The 19,942-nt window shown below is 63.7% G+C and carries 18 protein-coding genes, 1 tRNA gene and 1 pseudogene; 14 read left to right on the top strand and 6 right to left on the bottom strand.

Features of this window, described 5'->3' with window-relative positions:
• Positions 1-179 precede the first annotated feature (179 nt).
• Together PKE71_RS03650 and PKE71_RS03655 are read left to right on the top strand one after the other, a co-directional pair.
• Positions 180-1,148: a sodium-dependent bicarbonate transport family permease gene (locus tag PKE71_RS03650; RefSeq protein ID WP_271185602.1), complete on the top strand. Its 969-nt coding sequence runs from the start codon at positions 180-182 to the stop codon at positions 1,146-1,148.
• Positions 1,145-1,444: a hypothetical protein gene (locus PKE71_RS03655; RefSeq protein ID WP_271185603.1), complete on the top strand. Its 300-nt coding sequence runs from the start codon at positions 1,145-1,147 to the stop codon at positions 1,442-1,444. The genes PKE71_RS03650 and PKE71_RS03655 overlap by 4 nt, the downstream gene beginning before the upstream one ends.
• 64 nt (positions 1,445-1,508) lie before the next feature.
• Here PKE71_RS03655 and PKE71_RS03660 read toward each other — a convergent pair whose 3' ends face one another.
• Together PKE71_RS03660 and PKE71_RS03665 are read right to left on the bottom strand one after the other, a co-directional pair.
• On the bottom strand, positions 1,509-1,889 hold the full coding sequence (locus tag PKE71_RS03660) for a carbonic anhydrase family protein (protein ID WP_271185604.1): 381 nt from the start codon (positions 1,887-1,889) through the stop codon (positions 1,509-1,511).
• A complete protein-coding gene (locus PKE71_RS03665) occupies positions 1,890-2,240 on the bottom strand; it encodes a hypothetical protein (protein WP_271185605.1) in 351 nt (116 codons plus the stop codon).
• 239 nt (positions 2,241-2,479) lie between these two features.
• Between PKE71_RS03665 and PKE71_RS03670 the strand changes: the two genes are divergently transcribed.
• Positions 2,480-3,439, top strand: coding sequence for a glycoside hydrolase family 5 protein (locus PKE71_RS03670; RefSeq protein WP_271185606.1), 960 nt, complete (start codon positions 2,480-2,482; stop codon positions 3,437-3,439).
• Between the two features lie 86 nt (positions 3,440-3,525).
• On the opposite strand, the gene PKE71_RS03675 is transcribed toward PKE71_RS03670, so the two are convergent.
• Positions 3,526-4,065: a GcrA family cell cycle regulator gene (locus PKE71_RS03675; protein WP_271185607.1), complete on the bottom strand. Its 540-nt coding sequence runs from the start codon at positions 4,063-4,065 to the stop codon at positions 3,526-3,528.
• Positions 4,066-4,270: 205 nt separating this feature from the next.
• Here PKE71_RS03675 and PKE71_RS03680 point away from each other — a divergent pair, with 205 nt between their 5' ends.
• The 3 genes from PKE71_RS03680 (at position 4,271) to PKE71_RS03690 (ending at position 7,287) form a co-directional block, all read left to right on the top strand.
• The gene (locus tag PKE71_RS03680) at positions 4,271-5,083 is read left to right on the top strand and encodes an ABC transporter permease (protein WP_271185608.1); all 813 of its coding nucleotides are present in this window, start codon (positions 4,271-4,273) and stop codon (positions 5,081-5,083) included.
• A 67-nt stretch (positions 5,084-5,150) separates the two neighbouring features.
• Positions 5,151-6,335, top strand: coding sequence for an aspartate aminotransferase family protein (locus tag PKE71_RS03685; RefSeq protein WP_271185609.1), 1,185 nt, complete (start codon positions 5,151-5,153; stop codon positions 6,333-6,335).
• Between the two features lie 28 nt (positions 6,336-6,363).
• The gene (locus PKE71_RS03690) at positions 6,364-7,287 is read left to right on the top strand and encodes an Hsp33 family molecular chaperone (protein ID WP_271185610.1); all 924 of its coding nucleotides are present in this window, start codon (positions 6,364-6,366) and stop codon (positions 7,285-7,287) included.
• A gap of 109 nt (positions 7,288-7,396) precedes the next feature.
• On the opposite strand, the gene PKE71_RS03695 is transcribed toward PKE71_RS03690, so the two are convergent.
• Together PKE71_RS03695 and apaG are read right to left on the bottom strand one after the other, a co-directional pair.
• Positions 7,397-8,851, bottom strand: coding sequence for a TrkH family potassium uptake protein (locus tag PKE71_RS03695; protein ID WP_271185611.1), 1,455 nt, complete (start codon positions 8,849-8,851; stop codon positions 7,397-7,399).
• Between the two features lie 34 nt (positions 8,852-8,885).
• Positions 8,886-9,278, bottom strand: a complete 393-nt coding sequence (apaG, locus tag PKE71_RS03700; RefSeq protein ID WP_271185612.1) for a Co2+/Mg2+ efflux protein ApaG — start codon at positions 9,276-9,278, stop codon at positions 8,886-8,888.
• A 160-nt stretch (positions 9,279-9,438) separates the two neighbouring features.
• Between apaG and PKE71_RS03705 the strand changes: the two genes are divergently transcribed.
• The 5 genes and pseudogenes from PKE71_RS03705 (at position 9,439) to PKE71_RS17615 (ending at position 14,657) form a co-directional block, all read left to right on the top strand.
• Positions 9,439-10,452 carry a 2'-deoxycytidine 5'-triphosphate deaminase gene (locus PKE71_RS03705; RefSeq protein WP_271185613.1) on the top strand — a complete coding sequence of 338 codons (1,014 nt, stop codon included), beginning with the start codon at positions 9,439-9,441 and terminating at the stop codon, positions 10,450-10,452.
• A gap of 102 nt (positions 10,453-10,554) precedes the next feature.
• Positions 10,555-12,531, top strand: a complete 1,977-nt coding sequence (locus PKE71_RS03710) for an alpha/beta hydrolase family protein (RefSeq protein ID WP_271185614.1) — start codon at positions 10,555-10,557, stop codon at positions 12,529-12,531.
• A 110-nt stretch (positions 12,532-12,641) separates the two neighbouring features.
• Positions 12,642-12,920 (top strand): hypothetical protein, encoded by a 279-nt coding sequence (locus PKE71_RS03715; protein ID WP_271185615.1) that lies wholly within the window; start codon positions 12,642-12,644, stop codon positions 12,918-12,920.
• An 86-nt stretch (positions 12,921-13,006) separates the two neighbouring features.
• On the top strand, positions 13,007-13,306 hold the full coding sequence (locus PKE71_RS03720; protein WP_271185616.1) for a hypothetical protein: 300 nt from the start codon (positions 13,007-13,009) through the stop codon (positions 13,304-13,306).
• Positions 13,307-13,397: 91 nt separating this feature from the next.
• A pseudogene (locus PKE71_RS17615) lies at positions 13,398-14,657 on the top strand (alpha/beta hydrolase family protein).
• Between the two features lie 15 nt (positions 14,658-14,672).
• Here PKE71_RS17615 and PKE71_RS03730 read toward each other — a convergent pair.
• Positions 14,673-16,019 (bottom strand): dicarboxylate/amino acid:cation symporter, encoded by a 1,347-nt coding sequence (locus PKE71_RS03730; RefSeq protein ID WP_271185617.1) that lies wholly within the window; start codon positions 16,017-16,019, stop codon positions 14,673-14,675.
• A 158-nt stretch (positions 16,020-16,177) separates the two neighbouring features.
• Between PKE71_RS03730 and PKE71_RS03735 the strand changes: the two genes are divergently transcribed.
• The 3 genes from PKE71_RS03735 to PKE71_RS03745 all read left to right on the top strand — a co-directional run bounded on the left by PKE71_RS03735 (position 16,178) and on the right by PKE71_RS03745 (position 19,857).
• Entirely contained in the window at positions 16,178-17,674 is a 1,497-nt protein-coding gene (locus PKE71_RS03735) for a TrkH family potassium uptake protein (RefSeq protein ID WP_271185618.1), read from the top strand.
• 77 nt (positions 17,675-17,751) lie between these two features.
• Positions 17,752-17,825 (top strand) — tRNA-Gly (locus PKE71_RS03740).
• A 100-nt stretch (positions 17,826-17,925) separates the two neighbouring features.
• Positions 17,926-19,857, top strand: a complete 1,932-nt coding sequence (locus PKE71_RS03745) for an alpha/beta hydrolase family protein (protein ID WP_271185619.1) — start codon at positions 17,926-17,928, stop codon at positions 19,855-19,857.
• Positions 19,858-19,942: the final 85 nt, after the last annotated feature.

Raw genomic sequence — 19,942 nt, forward strand, 5'->3', positions numbered from 1 at the left:
AAGAACAGTATCCATATATTTCCACTCATTATGACCGCAGTCTAGAGCGTACCCACTCGCCTCTGCGCCGGCCTCACCTCCGGTCCCGAAGCCGCCGGTGCAGAGAATTGTCCGGCAACCGCCCCTTGCCCCCCCCCTCGCGGCGGTTGCCGGACTGATCTCATCAAAAGGATTGGGTTTTGGAACACGGCTCCATTGCGCTTGCGACGCTGGCCTCGCCGCCGGTCCTGTTCTTCGTTCTCGGACTGGCCGCGGCGTTCATACGGTCCGACCTGAAATTCCCCGAAGCCTTTGCAAAGGGCCTGTCGCTCTTCCTGATCATGGCGATCGGCTTCAAGGGCGGGGCCGAAATGGCGCGCGCGAGCCTGGGTGACATCATCCCGGTCCTGCTGGCCGGGGTGGTTCTGTCGGCAGTCTTGCCGGCCCTCAGCTTCGGCCTCCTGCGCGCCACGACCTCGCTGCCACGGGTCGACATTGCCGCGATCGCCGCCCACTACGGATCGATATCCATCGTCACATTCATCGCCGCATCCGACGCCGCGCGCATGCTGCAGCTGGAAACCGGCGGCGCCATGGTGGCGGTAGCAGCGGCGATGGAAGCGCCGGCCATCCTGACCGGTCTCCTGCTGGCCGGTGCTGCAGGGCGCAGCGGCGGCTTGCGGCTGGCCGAACCGTTGACCAATGGCTCGATCGTCCTTCTGCTGGGTGCCTTCGCCATCGGCTGGATCTCCGGTGAAACCGGGATGGCGGCGGTCTCACCCCTGTTCGTCGACGCGTTCCGCGGTGTGCTGTGCCTGTTCCTGCTGGATATGGGGCTGATCGCCGGCCGGGGCCTTGTCGAGCACGGTCGCAAGATGCGGCCGGGCGTGGTGCTGCACGGGCTCTACATGCCGCTCATCGCGGCGGGCATCGCCCTGGCCATCAGCCGCGGTCTCGGCCTGTCGCCCGGCAATGCGGCCTTGCTGATGACGCTTGCGGCATCGGCCTCCTACATCGCGGTGCCCGCTGCAATGCGGCTCGCCTTGCCGAAGGCGAGGCCGGCGCTGTCGCTCACCCTGTCCCTGGGCATCACCTTTCCGTTCAACCTGCTGATCGGAATTCCGCTCTATTTCACCACGGCGCAAATGGTTCCTGGAGGCGTGCAATGACGGGTTGGAAGACGTGTCTTCGTGTCGAGCTGGAAGTGGATGCGGTCCAGGTCGATCAGGTGGAAACGCGCATCGAGGCGCTGGGCGTCACGGGCTGGATCGTACTGTCGGCGCATTCCGGTCGAAGCGCTGACGGCCGATGGAGCCGGGCAGGCCAGGTCACCGCGTCCGGCCGGCGCATGCTGGTCGTCTTCACCATCACCACGGCGCTGGCCGAAACGATCCGCGATGCCCTGCAGGACGAGATGGTGCGGCTGAACGGCGAGATCGTGACCTATCCGGTCATGACGCCCTGAAACAAGCCAAAAAAGAGGGCGCACCGGGAAGGTGTGCGCCCTTTCAAGGTGGGTGTCCGGAGCGTCAGTTGTCCAGCAGGACGTAGCGCCGATTGAGGGGCTGTGGCGGCCGGGCGTTCTCGCCGACAGTTTCGACAAAGGCGTCGATCTGGGCGTCCGAGACGCTGAGCGGGGTGGTGAACACCGTCCAGGACACGATTTCCGAGCAGGGCGGCGTGGTGAGCGAGCCCTCATAGCGGAAGGCGGCCTGGTCCTGCGGCAGCAGGGAGGCCAGGCTGACCGGCCCGTCGATCTCCTCGCGGTCGCCCGGTTCGCCGATGGCATCCCACAATGTGTCGACAGTGGCATGCGCCTCGCCGCGCTCGAACAACACGCCGACCACGGCAAGATCGCCCTCGCTGGCCGTCACAAAGTGGACTTCCAGCGGATAGGACTGTCCCTCCACCTAATGCTCGGATGCGGCATGGAAGTGGAACTGCAGGAGGTCGAAGCTGCGGCCGTTCAGCGACAGCTGCGCCGAGCCGGACGGGACGTGATAGGTCACGCCATGCGCACTGCGCTCGGCCTCGACACCGGAAACATCGGCGAAGTCGAGGACTGGCCGGACGCCGTCGGCAATAATGCCCGGAACCAGGTCGACCGGGCTTTGCTGCACACCCGCGCTGCACACGGCGAAATCGGGCGACAGCGCGCCCCAGTTCACCGGTGCTCCGTCGCCGGCATAACCCCATTCGTCAGCCAGGGCGGTTCCGGCCGGAACCGTCGCGGCCAGCAAACCCGCAATCACATATTTCATGGCGTCTCCTTTGTCTTGAGCCGCTGAGGATTTGGGGCCTGTCTTCCATGCCTTCTAATTCAAAAATACCGTCAATATGATAGTTAAAACCTATGAAACGAATGATGCGGATCGTGAGAGGCTGTGATCAGGACCGGGCGCGGCCGCCGGTCAGGGGAGACACGATGCACGCGATTTCCAGAACCGTGATCTTGGGTACGGCCCTTCTTGCGGCGTGCGAAGGACCGGCGGACTCCCGCGTGCAGGCCACGCCCGACCCGGTGCGGCAGTCACTCGCTGTCGACACGCCGCCGGTCGCGCGCTGCATGAATCTGTCCGGTGCGCTGGAGGCCGAATACGAGGGCGCCTGGGGCTATACGATCGAGTTCGGCCATATCGATGCGATTGCCGGGGCCGGGTTCGACACGATCCGTCTTCCCGTGCGCTGGTCGGCGCATCTGGGTGCCGGCGACCGGATCGCCCCCGATGTGCTGGCCCGGGTCGATGCGATCATCGATCACGCCCTGTCGCGCGGGCTGAGCGTCATTGTCGACGTCCACCATTTCGACGCTCTGATGCGCGATCCCGAGGGCCGTCTGCCGCAACTGGCGGCGATCTGGCGGCAATTGGCCGAGCACTATGCCGGCTATCCCGACACGCTGATCTTCGAGCTGCTGAACGAGCCGACCGACCGGGTCGGCGCGGCCCAGGTCAATGCCATCAATGCGCACCTGCTAGACGTTGTCCGTGCGGTGTCGCCGGAGCGCTGGGTGATCCTGTCCTCGGCCCGCTGGAATAATATCGAAGGCCTCGTGCAGACCGAAGTGCCCGCTGACGATCCGCGGGTCATGACGACGGTGCACTATTATTCGCCCTTCGAATTCACCCATCAGGGCGCGCCCTGGTCGAACCAGTCACGCACCGGCATCGAATGGGGCGGTCCGGCCGACGAGGCAGAACTGGCCCGCGACTTCGACATCGTGGCGCAGTATGCGCACGCCCAGAACGTGCCGGTCCTGATCGGCGAGTTCGGGGTCTATTACGAAGTGCCCGAACATCTGCGCGCGCGCTGGGTGGGGGCGGTGCGCCAGGCCTCGGAAGACCGCGGCTTTGCCTGGTGCCACTGGGGCTTTGCCACCACTTTGCGGGCCTATAATCGCCGCACGGACAGCTGGATCCCTGAAATGCGCGAGGCGCTGGTGGGCGATCCGCGCGACTGACCGTTCATACGGAAGCACAAAAAGAAAACGGCCGCCCCGAAAGGCGGCCGTATTACCGGACCCGAGGGTGAGGGCAGGGCCGGTTATCAGAAATTATAGCGCCGGGTTGCTGCGATCGCGTCGAGGGCGGCACCGGCATCGCTGGTGCGGCGGCGGCGTTTCGCGCTCGGCTGATAGGCCATCGAGGAGTGGGCCTCGCAATAGGCATTGCCGCCGGCGGTCTTGCGGCCGCAGAAGCGGAACTCGGCCTGGGCGGGGTCGCCGATCGGCCATTTGCACATCGAGTCACGCAGGGTGAGCACGGTGGCAAACTCGCCAGACGGCAGGACGGCAGGCTCCACCGGCGCCGGCTTGGGAGCGGCCGGGGTCGGAGTTGAGGGGGAGGGACGCGACACCGGGCGCTGGGCCGGCGCGGTGGAAGCCGTTGTGGTGCGCGGACGGGAGGGTTTGACAGTGCGGCGGGCCGGGCGCGACGGGGTCGCGCGGCCTGACAAACCGAGACGGTGGACCTTGCCAATCACGGCATTACGGGTCACACCCCCCAATTGTTTGGCAATCTGACTGGCGCTCAGGCCTTCCGACCAGAGCTTCTTGAGTTGCTCGACGCGTTCGTCAGTCCAGGCCATCGCACTCATCTCCTGAGTTGGATGCGCTTCATTGCCTTGAATGTCGGCTAAGAGCGCATATCTCAATTCATGTTTAATTACACTAGATATTGTACCCGCGCTAACTGAGGCCACAAGATCGGGGGATGACCATTCCTGTGGAAAGCTCACTTGCACGCCTAATCGTTAACGCGGATGGTTACCGGGATCTTAAGGGTAATTCGATATGAGTAACGCCAGTTTAACCGGCCTTAACGGGCCCAGAAAATTCGGCTTTATCAATTGGTTAGGTCTTTGGACGCTGTACAAGAAGGAAGTGCGGCGTTTTCTCAAGGTCTACACCCAGACGGTCGCTGCACCGGTCGCAACGACGCTGCTTTACATGACCGTTTTTGCCGTCGCGATCGGCTCGCGGCGGGGCGATGTGAACGGTATTCCCTTCATCGAATTCCTGGCGCCGGGCCTCATCCTGATGGGCCTGTTGAACAATGCCTTCGCCAATTCGGGCTCCTCGATCCTGGTGTCCAAGGTGCAGGGCAATGCCGTCGACTTCCTGATGCCGCCGCTGTCGGCGCTGGAATTGTCGATCGGCTTCATTGCCGGCGCGATGACGCGCGGCATCATGGTGGCGGTGGTGACGGCGGTGACGCTGATCCCCTTCATGAACATCATGCCGCAGCACTGGTGGGCGGTCCTCTATTTCGGGATATCGGCCTCGGCCATGCTGGGCATGGTCGGCGTTATCGGCGGTCTGTGGGCCGAGAAGTTCGATCACATGGCGGCCGTGACGACCTTCGTGATCACGCCGTTGACCTTCCTGTCGGGCACCTTCTATTCGGTCACGGCGCTGCCCGAACCGATCGCCACGATCAGCCATTTCAACCCCTTTTTCTACATGATCGACGGCTTCCGCTACGGCTTCACGGGCCATGCCGACGGACATCTCGCCATCGGGGCCGTGCTGGTGCTCGCGATCAACCTTGCGCTGGCCGCGGCCTGTTATCTGCTCTTGCGCGCAGGCTGGCGCTTGAAGAGCTGAGCGCGGAGGCCTAGACGAGTATCAAAGGCGTCCGAAAACGGGCGCCGCGATGCTTTTGGAGGACCGCATGCCTGCCCCGATGATGGATACCTATTCGCCGCCGGATCTCGTGTTCGACCACGGTAAGGGAACGCGCCTGTATACCGAGGCCGGCGATGCCTATCTGGACTTCATTTCGGGCATTGCGGTGAACTGTCTGGGCCATGCCCATCCCAAGGCTGTGGCCGCCCTCAACGAGCAGGCCGGCAAGCTCTGGCACCTGTCCAACATGTTCAAGGTGCCCAAGGGGATCGAACTGGCCGAGAAGCTCTGCGCGGCGACCTTCGCTGACCGCGTCTTCTTCACCAATTCCGGCGCCGAGGCGATGGAATGCGCCCTGAAGACGGCGCGCCGCTATCACTATGTGAACGGCAATCCGCAGCGCTATCGCATCATCACCTTCACCGGCGCCTTCCACGGCCGCACCTATGGCGCGATCAATGCCGGCGGAAACCCGAAATACCTCGAAGGTTTCGGCCCGGCGATGGAAGGGTTCGACCAGGTCGAATTCGGCGATCTGGATGCCGTGAAGAATGCCGTCACCGAAGAGACCGCCGCGATCTGCGTCGAGCCGGTCCAGGGCGAGGGCGGTGTGCGCGCACCGGAAGACAGCTTCCTGCGCGGCCTGCGCCAGATCTGTGACGAGCACGGCCTGATGCTGATCTTTGACGAGGTCCAGTCGGGTGCCGGCCGGACCGGCAAGCTTTTCGCCCACCAATGGGTTGAAGGCGCCGAGCCGGACATCATGGCCGCGGCCAAGGGCATTGGCGGCGGTTTCCCGATGGGCGCCTGCCTGGCGACGGAAGCGGCGGCGGCCGGCATGGTCGTCGGTACGCACGGTTCGACCTATGGCGGCGGCCCGCTGGCCATGGCGGTCGGCAATGTCGTGTTCGACGAGCTGACCTCCGACGGTTTCATGGATCATGTGGTCGACGTGTCGAACTATCTGCGTCAGCAATTGCACGGGCTGATGGACCGTCATGGCGACAAGATCGCCGAGATCCGCGGCAAGGGTCTGCTGGTCGGGGTGAAGCTGAAAGACGGTTTCGATCCCAAGAAGCTTGCAGGACTGGCCCGCGATCGCCATCTCCTGGTCGGCGCGGCGGGCGACAATGTCTGCCGCATGGCGCCGCCGCTGATCATCACCAAGGACGATGCCAGCGAGGCGGTGGCCGTTCTCGACGAAGCGCTCGGCGCACTCGAGGCCAGCTAGACCACCCCCTGCCGAACGGAGAGACGGCGTGAGCGATCCGCTTGGAGAGCATGACAATATCGTGGCCGGTTTCCAGGTTGAGGGACGGGCCGTGCGCGGCCGTGTCTGCCGCCTGGGATCGACGCTGGACGCGATCCTGTCGGCGCACGCCTATCCCGAACCGGTGGCCCATCTGCTCGGCGAGGCGGTGATCATCGCCGCCCTCGTCGGGGATGCGCTGAAATTCAACGGCCGGCTGATCGTGCAGGCGAACGGGTCGGGGCCGATCCGCTTTGTCGTGGCCGAATATGTCAGCGGCGAGGGCGTGCGCGGCTTTGCCAAGATCGACCGTGAAGCCGTCGAGGCCGTGCTCGCCGATAGCCCGCCCCGCGACACGCTGATGGAGCGTCTCCTGGGCAAGGGCGCTTTCGCGATGACGCTCGATTATGGTCCCGACAAGGACCAGTACCAGGGCGTCGTTCCGCTCGAGGGCACGTCCCTGTCGCAGGTCGCGGAAGGCTATTTCGCCCAGTCCGAACAGACACCCACGCGCCTGCGGATCGCCATCGGCGAAAGCTGGAAGGAAGGCGAGGCCCGCGCCTGGCGTGGCGGCGGAGCCATGCTGCAGCAGGTCGCCGGCGACGAGACCCGCGGTTCGGCCCGGGATGACTGGGATCATGTGCGCGCGCTCTACGAGACCGTCGAGGACGCTGAACTCCTGGATCCCGACCTCTCCGCCGGCACTCTGCTCTATCGCCTGTTCAACGAGGATGGCGTGCGCCTGTTCGAGCCCGCGCAGATCGCCCGGCGTTGCTCGTGCGAACGCGAGCGCCTGCTCGGCATCGTCGCCAGCTTCCCGCCGGAAGACCGCGCGGAAATGGAAACCGGCGGCGCCATCGTGATGACCTGCGAGTACTGCAACAAGGACTGGGGCTTCGACCTCGAAGAGGTGGCTGCGGTGGCTAGTCGCTAGCGCATTTCGGGACCGCGAAACCGGTTCCCGTTTTCGCTGGAAATGCCTGGTCCCTGGTGGTCGCATTTCCGAACCGCGAAACCGGTTCCCACTTTCGCTGGAAACGCTCCTAGTTCCGCCAGAAGCGCGGGCTGAGGAAGACCAGGACCGCGATCACTTCCAGCCGGCCGATGAACATGTTGAAGGTCAGGAGCCACTTCTCCGGATCGGAGAGGGGGGCGAACGTCCCTGACGGGCCGATGATCGGACCCAGGCCCGGACCGGTATTGGTCAGGCTGGTCGCGGCACCCGACAGCGCCGACACCGTGTCCATCCCCATCGCCGACAGCAGCGCCGCGGTGATCGCGTAGACGGCGAAGAAGACGAAGAAGAATCCGAGTACGGAGTGGAGCGTTTTTTCATCCACTATGCGACCGTTATAGTGCATCGGTATCACCGCATTGGGACGCAGAAGTTTCGCCAGGTAGCGCCGCATCGCAGTGCCGGCGATCTGGTAGCGGAAGATCTTCACCGAACACGTCGTCGACCCGGCACAGCCCCCGATGAACATGAAGACGAAGAAGGCGGCCTGCGAGATCGGACCCCAGGCGCCGTAGTCCGCCGTGGCAAACCCGGTCCCCGTGATGATCGAGACCGAATTGAAGGCCGCCTGCCGGATCGCGCCGCCTTCCTCATGCGCGCCTGTCATCCAGAGCAGGACCGTCAGGGAGGCCGTCGCAACCGTCACCACGAGCAGAAAGCCGCGCACCTGGGCGTCGCGCCACAGCGCCACGGGCTTGCCGCGGATCGCCACGACGAAAAGGACGAAGGGCAGCGAGGCCAGGATCATGAAGATCGTGGTGATGATGTCCGCGCCCATGTGCACGTAATTGCCCATGGAATTGTCGGACGCCGAGAAGCCGCCGGTCGAGAGCGTCGACATGGCGTGGCAGAGCGCATGCAGCCAGTCCATGCCGACCGCCATGAAGGCAAAGAAGCAGACAAGCGTCAGGACCAGATAGATCAGCGAGATACTAGCGGCGATCTGGGTCGCGCGCGGCAGGATCTTGTCGGACTTGTCGCCGGTCTCCAGCTGGAAGAGCTGCATGCCGCCAATGCCCAGCATCGGCCAGAAGGCCATCGCCGTCACAATAATGCCGATCCCGCCGATCCATTGCAGGATGGCGCGCCAGAGCAGGAGGCCCTCCGGCCGGTAGTCGAGGCCGGTAATCACGGTCGCTCCGGTCGTCGTCAGGCCCGAGACCGCCTCGAAGAAGGCGTCCGTCCAGCTCAGTCCCTCGCCGGACAGACGCAACGGCAGCGCGGCGCAGACGGACAGGGCAAACCAGGCGCCGACCGTCAGGACAAAGGCCGTGCGTGGTGTGATCGAGTCGACCGGGCCGCGATTGACCAGCGCCGTGGCGCCGCCGATGAACATGCCCAGGATCGAGGAGATGAAGAAGGCGCTGGCGCTTTCCCCGTCGCCTTCGGCCGCATCCAGCATGGCCGGGAAGACCATCGCGGCGGCCAGGACGGCCACCATGATGCCGACCATGAACAGGACCTGTCGCAGGGATGTGGTCACGGCGAACCCCAGGAAACCGGCCGGTGCGGCAGCATCAGTGCAGCTGGACCCGGTCGGTCGGCCTGTCGAGCGAGAAGCCGGGAATGATCGCCGCGAAACTCTCGCCATTGCGGCGGCGCATTTCATAGCTGCCCTGCATGAAGCCCGACGGTGTGCTCAGCGGTGCGCCGGAGGTGTAGCGGAAGCATTCGCCCGGCTCGATGACCGGCTGCTCGCCGACAACGCCTTCGCCCTGTACGTGCTCGGTGCGGCCCATGGAGTCGGTGATGACCCATTTGCGGGCGAGCAGCTGCACGGCCTCATGACCGGTATTCTCGATCTCGATCGTGTAGGCCCAGACATAGCGGCCCTCATCCGGATCGGATTCGTCCTCCAGATAGTCCGGCATCACGCTGATCTTCACGCCGCTGCTCTCGTGCTCGTACATGCTGCGCTTCCGCCCTCACTGCGCAGCCTTCAGGCGCGCTCCGGCGCGCATAATCCTCTTCGCGCGGGTCCGGCTCAACCCCCACGGTCAGCGCGTCTGGACAGGGCGCGGCAGATGGGGGACATGTGGTCGTCCCCGCTCGGCAACCGCACGGACGATCATGACCGCCTCCGGAATCCTGCCCGACCACCGGCTGAAGACCCTGTTCGACACCGGCGTCATTTCCGCCGACACGCCTCCGGCAGAGGGCCAGATCCAGCCCGCCAGTATAGATCTCAGACTGGGCAGCCATGCCTGGCGCTTGCGGGCGAGCTTTCTGCCCGGGCCGGGCCGGACCGTGTCGGACCGGCTCAATGAAGACGTCGTCATGCACACGGTCGATTTGACCAACGGGGCGGTGCTGGAGACGGGGTGCGTCTATCTCGCGCCCCTGCAGGAGCGGCTGAAACTGCCGCCGGGCCTCAGCGCCGCGATGAATCCGAAGAGCTCGACCGGCCGGATCGATGTTTTCACGCGGGTCATCACCGATCACGGCGTCGCCTTCGACCAGGCGCCGGCGGATTATGACGGGCCGCTCTATGCGGAAATCTGCCCCTGCACCTTCTCCATCCTTGCCCGCACGGGCGACCGGCTCAGCCAGATCCGCTTCCGCGAAGGCGCGCACGTGCCGCTGCGCGATGTGACGGTGAGTGTCGATCTGGCCGGTTTCGAGGACGGGATTGTGGGTTATCGCGCCCGCCGCCATGCCGGGCTGGTCGATCTGGCGAAGATCGGAGGGCATGAGCGCACGCGGTTCTGGGAGCCGATGTACGCGCCGGACCGCCGCCTGATCCTGGATCCGGGCGAGTTCTACATCCTGGCATCGCGAGAGGCCGTGTCGATCGGCGCGGAAGAAGCGGCGGAGATGGCCCCCATCGCCACCGAGATCGGCGAGTTCCGCGCTCACTATGCCGGCTTCTTCGATCCCGGCTTCGGCATCGCCGAGGCGGGCGGGACAGGCTCGCGCGCAGTGCTGGAAGTGCGCGGCCGCGACGTGCCCTTCATTCTCGAACACGGCCAGCCGATCGCCCGGCTGGTCTACGAGCCGATGCGCGAAGCACCCGAAATCCCCTATGGCCGCGTGGCCTCGAACTATCAGGCCCAGGGGCTGAAGCTTTCGAAGTTTTTCCGCTGACTTTTTGGGGCAAACTGGGGAAATCCCTTGATCTACCGCGCACGGCGTAAAATCTTACCGTAAGGTGACGCTCGTATTGGGGTTTAGTAAGGGAGGGGATTTATGGCCCGTTTTCTAGGGGCGATTGCGGCTATTTGCTTTGGCTCGGCCGTTCAGGCGCAGGCCCCTGCGCCCAGTGTTGAAGACTATGCAGCGATGACGAACATGTCGTCGGTGCGGCTGTCGCCGAATGGCGAGCGTGTGGTATTTATTTCCGGTGAGACCCGAGCCGAGCGGAACATCATCATCTATTCGCTCGTGGGTGAGGGGTCTCATGTCATCGACGGCGGTGACGATCAAGTACTTGTCAATGTCAGCTGGCTGAACGACGACCACATCTCGGCCACCTATTCCGAGCGGCGCGACATCATTGCTGCAGGTGAGCGTGCTGACGTTTTCCGCAATTATGTTGTGGACTATGACGGAAGCGATAACTGGGAGCTTAACAACTACGCGACGATAGCGAATCGCGACTTGTCGGACCCTGATAGCATTTTGGTATGGCTTCCTGTTCTGCAAGACAATCGGGGATCGCCCGCTGCCGGCGGCGGGGTCGATCAAGCCGTAGGTCTCTATCGTCAGGGCCTTGATCGCGACCGCAATAGAGATCGTGTTTTTATCGGCGAGGGCGGTTTCGACTATATCCTGAATGCCGAGAACGAACCGATCGTTCGCTATACGAGTGATGGCGGCGAGTTCGAGCTGTGGTCGCGACGCAGCGGTCGCTGGCAGCGAGTCTACGCCGAGAACCTTGAGCGTGAGCGTTTCCGGTTTGGGGCCCGCCGTTCTGACCGCTGGACCGGACGGATGACCAATATGGCCGGTCTCGATATCACGGGCCGCTACGGCTATTTCACATCGCGGGTCAATGACGATCGGACTGCAGTCTTCCGTTTCGATTTCGAGACCAACGAGATCGAAGGGCCGGTGCTGCAGTCCGAGCTCGCTGATGTCGGCAATTTCATAACGGATTGGCGCACCAATGCGATCATTGGTGTTCGCTGGAACGAGGAGCGGGAAAAGGTCCACTACTTTGATCCCGACTTTGCGGCTCTTCAGGAGCAGCTGGAAGGGTTTTTTCCGTCCTCGAACGTGACCATCTCCAGCTGGGATACCGATTTCCGCAAAGTGATCGTCAATATCGAAGGCGGCTCGACGGCTGGCGCCTATTACCTGCTTAACCGCGAGACAGGCGACGTCACGTTGCTGGCGCAGAGCCGGCCTCGGATTCCCGACGAGGTCGTTGCCGAGGTTCAGGTCGTCCAGTATGAGGCACGCGATGGTCTAGATCTGTTCGGATATCTGACGCTGCCGCCGGGGCGGGAAGCGCAAGACCTGCCGCTGATCATGTTGCCGCACGGTGGTCCCCAAGCTCGTGACTTCTATGGGTTCGACCCTTGGGCCCAGTTCCTGGCCTCGCGCGGTTATGCTGTGTTCCAACCCCAGTTCCGCGGCTCAGAGGGCTTCGGTCGCGATTTCATCACCATGGCGCACGGCGAGTGGGGCCGTTCGATGCAGGACGACATCTCCGACGCCGTTCATCACCTGGTGGAATCCGGCGTGGCGGCCCAGGACCGAGTCTGTATCTTCGGCTGGTCTTATGGGGGATATGCCGCGCTCGCGGGCGCTACACTGACACCGGAACTCTACCGATGCGTGATCGCTGGAGCGCCTGTTTCCGACGTGTTCGCGATGATGGACTATGTTACTGGTCGGTTCGGTGGTGCATCGGTGACCTACTGGGCCGAGTATATCGGGGACTGGCGCAGCGAGACCGACTACATCACGCGGATTTCGCCGGCCCGCCAGGTCGAGCATGTGCAGGCACCGCTGATGTTGATCCACGGTACCGACGACTTGATCGTGCCCTATGAGCAGGCTGAGTTGATGGCCCAAGCAATGGATCGCGTAGGCAAGCCTTACGAACTTGTCCGCATCGAGGATGGGCCGCACCAGTCGTATCGGATGACGGTTGCGAATATGGAGCAGCTCTACAGCAATCTTGAGCGTTTCCTGTTGGAGCACAATCCACCGGATTGATGTAGGGGCCTCCTGAAGAAGGGCCGGTCGATGGGCCGGCCCTTTTTTTGATCTTTATGCGCAATTTATAATTGTATTTATTCTATGTGGCAATTATGGCGCGGGGCGTTATGAAGTTTTTCAGTGCGGTAGTAGCCGCGCTCGTGCTGACGAGTGCGGCCATGGGGCAGACGCTAGCCATCGAGGATTATGTTGTCCTGCCGAACATATCGAATGTGCGGATATCGCCGAACGGCGAGAGGCTGGTGTTTGTATCCGGGGACAGCTGGGAACAACGCAATCTGATTGTTTTCCCGCTGGACGGTTCTCAGACGCCGGTGGTGATCGATGTTGGCGATGACCAGGCGATTTCCAACGTTTTCTCATCTCCGACACGCATCTATGGCTGAACTATATCGACCGAGGCAACTGGTTCGGTATTGGCGACCAGGCCAGTTTTCGCCGCTCCTATCTCATGCGGATTGAAGATCGGCATATGGTCGAGCTGGATATCGGCACCGAATTCGCCTCGATAAACGAGGCCGATCCGCGGTCCGTCCTGACCTGGGTGCCCGCTGAGCGTCATGGTGGCGATGTCCGGACCCGGGTCCGGGGCGGAACAGGCTATAGCTTGTTCGCCCAGAATCTCGATCGCGTGAACGGCCGCACCCGCGTGGAGCTTGGTTCGCAGGACTTTGAGATGGTGCTCGACGCCAATGATCGCAGCGTCGTGCGACAGCGCGGCGGGCGAGAGCCTGGTGTGTCCTATGAATTGTGGACAAGGGTCGAGGGGTGACAGCGACAGCTGGCGCCGGGTCTACACCGAACGCCATCAACTTGACCGGGAGTTCCGCTTCGCAGCAGGGACCTGGCAGGACTGGATTGGTGTGATCGAATGGGTATCCGGCCTCGATCGTACCGACAGTTATGGCTACTTTCTTTCAGAAACAAATGGTTTGCCAGCAGGGCGGCAGCCGGGACGACGGACCGCCCTGTTCCGCTACGACTTCGTCGAGGAGGCGATTGAGGGACCGGTTGTTGCCTCGGAGATCGCCGACATCTCCAGCCTTGTCCGCGACTGGCGCAACAACGCGGTTATCGGCGCAGTCTGGGACGATGGCCGGCGGCAAGTCGAGTTCTTCGATCCCGACTTCGCGGAGCTTCAAGTTCAGATCGAAGGATTCTTTCCGGGTTCTAGTGTCCACCTGATCAATTGGGACCGGGCTTTGCGGAGAGTACTCATCTATATCGGAGCTGGACGCACGGCCAGGGCCTGCTATCTGATCGCCAGGTCTACGGGGGACGTCCAGCCGCTTGGCGCGGCGCGTCCGGGTATCCCGGATGCTGCGGTGGCCCCCATCGAAGTCGTCCGCTATGAGTCTCGTGACGGCTTGGACTTGTTTGGATATCTTACACTGCCTCCAGGGCGGGATGCGTCGAGCCTGCCAATGGTGTTGATGCCGCATGGCGGTCCCGAGACGCGCGACAGCTACGGCTTCGATGAGTGGGTACAGCTGCTAGCGTCCCTTGTGCATGCGGTGTTTCAACCGCAGTTTCGCGGATCCGGCGGGTTTGGGACCGAGTTCGCGGAGATGGGCTACACCCGTTGGGGGCAGGAGATGCGGCACGACCTCGACGAAGGAGTCGATCATCTCGTGGCCTAGGGGATCGTCGATCCAGATCGCGTTTGTGTATTCGGTTGGAGTTATGGCAGCTATGCGATGCTGGCCGCGATGACACTAACGCTGGAGCGCTACCGGTGCGGGATTGCCGGTGCCGGTGTGTCGCATATTGTCGCCATGATGGGGTATGAGCAGGAACGTCTCAGCGGTGGTTCTCAACTCTATTGGGCGCGGAATATCGGTGATTGGCGGGGGCGTCATCGTGAAAATGTCGATGCGATCTCGCCGGCTCTGCATGCTGGTCGGGTACAGGCACCGCTGATGATCATCCACGGCAGCGAGGGCATCGTGGTTCCCTACGAGCAGGCCGAGACCATGGCCGAGGCGATGGATGCTGCGGGGCGGCCCTATGAGCTGATGACCATCGATGGGGCGCTACTATTCCTCGCAGATGACGACCAGCCGCAAGCGCCAGCTCTAGAAAATCTGATTGCGTTCCTGCAGGAGCACAATCCGCCGGAGTAGCGGGCTAGGGGGCGGCTATGACCGGACTTCGTTTTCGGGCTGGGCCGCCACCACGTCGGTTTCGTCCAGGGCGCCGGCGAGCCAGCGGTCCATGACGACGCAGGCGACGAGGTCGCCGGTGACGTTGATCGCCGTGCGGCACATGTCGAGGATACGGTCGACGCCGAGCAGGATGGCGACGCCCGAGGCCGGAATGCCCAGCGAGTGCAGGATGCCGGCCAGGATGATGATGCCGACGCCCGGTGTCGAGGGGCTGCCGATCGACGCCCCGACCACCGTCACTACCAGCATCACGAAGCCCGGCGCGCTGAGTTCGACCTGGTAGATCTGGGCGATGAAGAGCGCCGCGATGACCTGGTAGAGTGCGGTCCCGTCCATATTCACCGTCGCGCCCAGCGGAATGACGAAGCGGGCGACGGCGGGGTGCACTTTCAGCCCCTGCTCGGCGGTCTTCAGCGAGAGCGGCATGGTGGCGGCCGAGCTGGATGTCGAGAAAGCCAGCAGCTGGGCGCTTGCGACCGTGCCGGCAAAGGCCAGCGGCGAACGGCGGCCCAGAACCGCAACGATCAGCAGATAGACGCCCAGCAGCACCAGCAGTCCGCCGGCGACGCAGAGAATATAGACCGACATGCCCAGAAGGGCGGAAATGCCGATCCGCATCACGAAGTCCGAAATCAGGCCGAACACGGCAAACGGTGCCAGCCGCATCGCCCAGCCGACAATGGTCAGCGAGGCGTCCTGCACCAGCTGGATGATCTGGATCAGCGGGGCTGCGCGGCCGATGCCGAGCGAAGCGAGGGCGGTGCCGCCGATCAGGCTGGCCACCACGATCTGGAACATGTTGGCGTTCAGCGTCGCCTCGGCGAGGCTGGCCGGGATGATATCGGCAATGGAGCCGGCCAGGGTGGGCGCCGGCGTGGCGGCCAGATCGACATCGCCGGACCCTGCGGCGGCCGGTGCGACATCGCTCAGGCTGATGAAGCTGCCGGGCTGCACCAGGGTCGCGATGGCATAGCCGATCAGCACCGCGATCGTGGTCGTCATCAGGAAATAGGGGGCAATGCGCCCGGCAACGCGTGCCAGCATGTTGGCGTTGCCGCTGGAGGTGATGCCCAGAACGATCGAGGTCGCGACCAGGCCGATCACCACCATCTGGATCAGGTTGAGAAAGATCTGGCCCGGCAGGCGCAGCCATTCGCCCACGACGGCAACGGTGTCGCCCGGCACGGCGAGGGGCGAGCCGAGATCCGGCGAGAGCACGAGACCGGTGGCGATCGCCAGCAGCATGGCAACAAGGATCTGCGCCCAGAGCTGGCTGCGCATCAGGCCGCGCACGCGGATCATGTAGAGGCGCTGGACCAAGACCGTTTCTCCCGCCTGGCGGCGTCTGCCGCCGCACCGGCCGGTTGGTAGCTGATCGGCGGGCGCATGACGATAGCGGCACTTCGTCCCGCCGGCCGTCTGCGGGGTTGCTGAATTTGGGCTGGCAGGCAGGCAGATCTTGGGAGTAGCTTGCCGGCATGAACAACCGGTCTTCAACGGGCGCGCAGGCCGGCCGCCGGAATGCGAGCGTTCCGGGACAGGTCAATCCCGTCGTCTACATCCTATCGCTTCTGGTCCTGGGGCTGGGTGCGACGATGGTCATCCCGCTCCTGGTCGAATGGGCATCGCCCGACGCACATCCCACCATGTTCGCCGTACCTATGCTGACAGCCATAGGGACGGGTATCGTCCTGTTCGCCGCGACACGCAGCGATGCCGATCTGGAGCTGGACAATCGCCAAGCCTTCATCGTGACGGCCGGCAGCTGGACAGTCCTGCCCGTCTTCGCGGCCATTCCTTTCGTGTTTGCCGGGCTGAGCTGGACCGACGCGATTTTCGAGGCCGCTTCGGGCCTGACAACGACCGGCTCGACCGTGGTGCAGGGGCTGGATGCCTGGCCGGCCAGCCTTCTGCTCTGGCGTTCCTTCCTGCAATGGATCGGCGGTGTCGGCATCATCGTGACGGCGGTGGCGCTGCTGCCCTTCATGCGGGTGGGCGGCATGCAGTTGTTCAAGGCGGAAAGCTCCGACCATTCCGAGAAATTCGAGGCGCGGGCCCATGTCTTCGTGGTGCGGATCCTGGTGATCTATCTGTGCATGACGGCGGGCTGTGCGGCACTGTACGCCACTTTCGGCATGTCCGGCTTCGATGCGATCAATCACGCGATGACGACGCTCTCCACCGGCGGCTTCTCGACCCACGATGCCAGCTTCGCCTTCTTCGAGCCGCGCGCGCTGCACGCCATCGCGATCGTGTTCATGATCGCCGGTGCGATCCCGTTTGTGGCCTACATGAAATTCCTTGACGGCCAGCGCACCATCTTCCTGCGTGATCCGCAGGTTCGCTCGCTTCTCGCGCTGCTCGCCGGCGTGTCGCTGGTTCTGGGCCTGTGGCACGCGACCCAGTCCGAGGACGGGCTGGGCCAGTCAATCATCTATGCCGCCTTCAACGTGGTGTCCGTGGTCACCACGACCGGTTTTGCCAGCACCGACTACACCGCCTGGGGCAGCGCCACGATCGCGACCTTCTTTGCGCTCACCTTTCTGGGCGGCTGTACCGGATCGACCAGCGGCGGGGTGAAGACCTATCGCATCCTGGTGCTGTTCCAGGTCGTGCGGCGGCACCTCATGCTGACCGTCATGCCGTCGCGCGTCGTGGCGCGCACTTTTGACGGCCGGCGAATGGAGGAAGATGCGTGGATCGGCGTGCTGGTGATGGTGGTCGTCTTCCTGGCGACCTTCCTGCTCTTCGCCATCGGCCTGGCCATGACGGGACTGGACTTCATGACGGCCCTGTCCGGCAGCGCCACCGCGATCACCAATGTCGGGCCCGGACTGGGCGATATCATCGGCCCTGCGGGCAATTTCTCCACGCTGCCCGATACGGCCAAATGGCTGCTCTCCGCGGAGATGGTGCTGGGTCGCCTGGAGGTGCTGACCTTCCTCGTGGTGTGCCTGCCCAGCTTCTGGGACTAAAGGCTGCCAAGCACCGTTCCTGGACACTTGCACGATGCCGGAATTTCGCTGTAATCATGCGGATATCCAGCGCCCGGGCGGGTGTAGCTCAATGGTAGAGCAGAAGCTTCCCAAGCTTACGACGAGGGTTCGATTCCCTTCACCCGCTCCATTTCCGGTCCGGCCTTGGCGCTATCCGGAATTGTTGCCCTTCTTCGTTGAATTTGCAGTTGAATGCCGTAGGCTGCCCCCGTTTTCTACCGGGGGGATACATGCGGGAAATTCTGGCTGGCATTGCTGCAGTGGCAATGTCGTTCGCGAGTGCGCAAGCACAGGACCAACTGGAAAACTACGCCGCGCTGCCGCGTATCTGGGATGCCGAACTGTCGCCGGACGGTTCGATGCTGGCGACGGGCTGTAGCCCGCGCGGAACTCGCGAGATATGTCTCTACGACCTGGAAGATGGCGGGGCGCTGAGCGCGATACCGGCGCCGGATGGCGGGCGCATCACCGGCTTCTACTGGGTCAACGATACCTATCTGATCTACACGATCTCCGCCTTTCGCGAAATCATGACGATGAATGGCCAGTTGGAGATCACGGTGGCGCGTGCGGCCTCCTTCAATGTGAGGACCCGCGAGACGGTGCTGCTGCTGGACGACATGCCCGGCGCCTTCGTGCCGGGACAGATCGTTTCCGCGCTTGTCGATGATGACGAGCATGTCGCGCTGGAGGCCATGTCGGGCCGGTGGAGTGACCGTCCGAACGCGTCGCGCCTGGGTTCGGACGCCCGGTACGAGACCACTGTCTTCAAGGTCAGCCTGGAGGACGGCAATCGCGATGAGCAGATTTTCGAGACCGGGCAGAACGCGTTCGTCGTGCTCGACGCGCACGGCGTTCCGGTGCTGGAGGTCCGCATCGAGGACGAAACCGGGGAGTTCGGCATTTACCGGGTCGTGGACGGGGCTTCTCAGCGGCTCTATTCGGAGGTGTTCGAGGCGGAATATCCACAGATCCCCGGCTTCACCGACAATGGCGAGGCCGTTGCCCTCGACATTCCCGGCGTTGGAATCCGCCGGCTCGAGATCGCGACGGGTGAGTTGTCGGACTACGATCTGTCGGGAACCGGGTTGTCCGAAGCGAGTTTGATGGTGGACACGGTGTCCCGCGAAGTGATCGGCTACAGCTCGCAGGGTGCGTTGCCCGAGCAGCGCTTTCTGCGCTCCGACTTCACAGCCCTTCGTGAGGAATTGTCGGGCATTCTCACCGAAGCGGTCGTCGAACTACGCTCGTGGAACCAGGCCAAGACCAAATTCGTGGTGATTGGCTGGGATGTCGGGCGGCCGCCGAACTACTACCTGCTCGACCTGCAGACCGGGGGACTGGGACTGCTCGACACTGCCTATGCCTTGCCCGACGGTGGGGCCGGGGTGCGTGAGCGGCTGACCTATGCCAATCGCGAAGGCCAGGAGATCGAGGCCTGGCTGACGCGGCCGGCCGGCGTTGAAGGCCCCCTGCCGCTGATCCTCTTGCCGCACGGCGGGCCGCGCGCCCGCGACAGCGGCGTATTCGACTGGCAGGCGGCGTATTTCTCCTCCCTGGGCTATGCCGTCCTGCAGCCCAATTACCGTGGCTCGACCGGGCAGGGCGAGGCCTTCATCGCGGCCGGGATCGGCGAGTTCGGCACCGGCATGATCGCCGACATGATCGATGGCGCCCGCCATGTCAGTGCCAACGGGCTTGCGGACGCGGACTATTGCGCCGTCGGCGGCAGCTATGGCGGCTATGCCGCGCTGATGCTCGCGCTGGAGGATCCCGAACATGTGCGCTGCGCGATCTCCTTCGGCGGGGTGACCGCGCCCTTCGCCTTCATCGGCACGCGTGATTACTCGGACACCCTGGTGCGCTACTGGGAACGCTATATCGGCAGCCGGTTCGATGACCGCGCCTATCGTCAGGCGATCTCGCCTGTCGACCGGGCCGGCGAGTTCTCCCAGCCCCTTCTGGTCATGCATGGCGACGAGGATACTGTGGTCCCGCCGGGCCAGCTGCGCCTGCTGCGCCGCGAACTCGACGGGCGTGGGGATGCCGAATTCATCATGCTGCCCGGCGAGAACCACTATCTGGACACGCAGACGGCCCGGACCGCCTTCTTGCGCGCCAGCCGCGACTTCCTGGCCGAGCACTATCCCGCGGACCGCTAGATCCGCGGCCGCTGTCCCATATCGAAGCCGCCCAGCTCGGCGAGATGAACGAGGAAGATCACGGCGAGGCCGCCCATCACGACGG

Origin of the sequence: Maricaulis virginensis (assembly GCF_027922185.1) — a bacterium.
In the GTDB taxonomy this organism is placed as follows: domain Bacteria; phylum Pseudomonadota; class Alphaproteobacteria; order Caulobacterales; family Maricaulaceae; genus Maricaulis; species Maricaulis virginensis.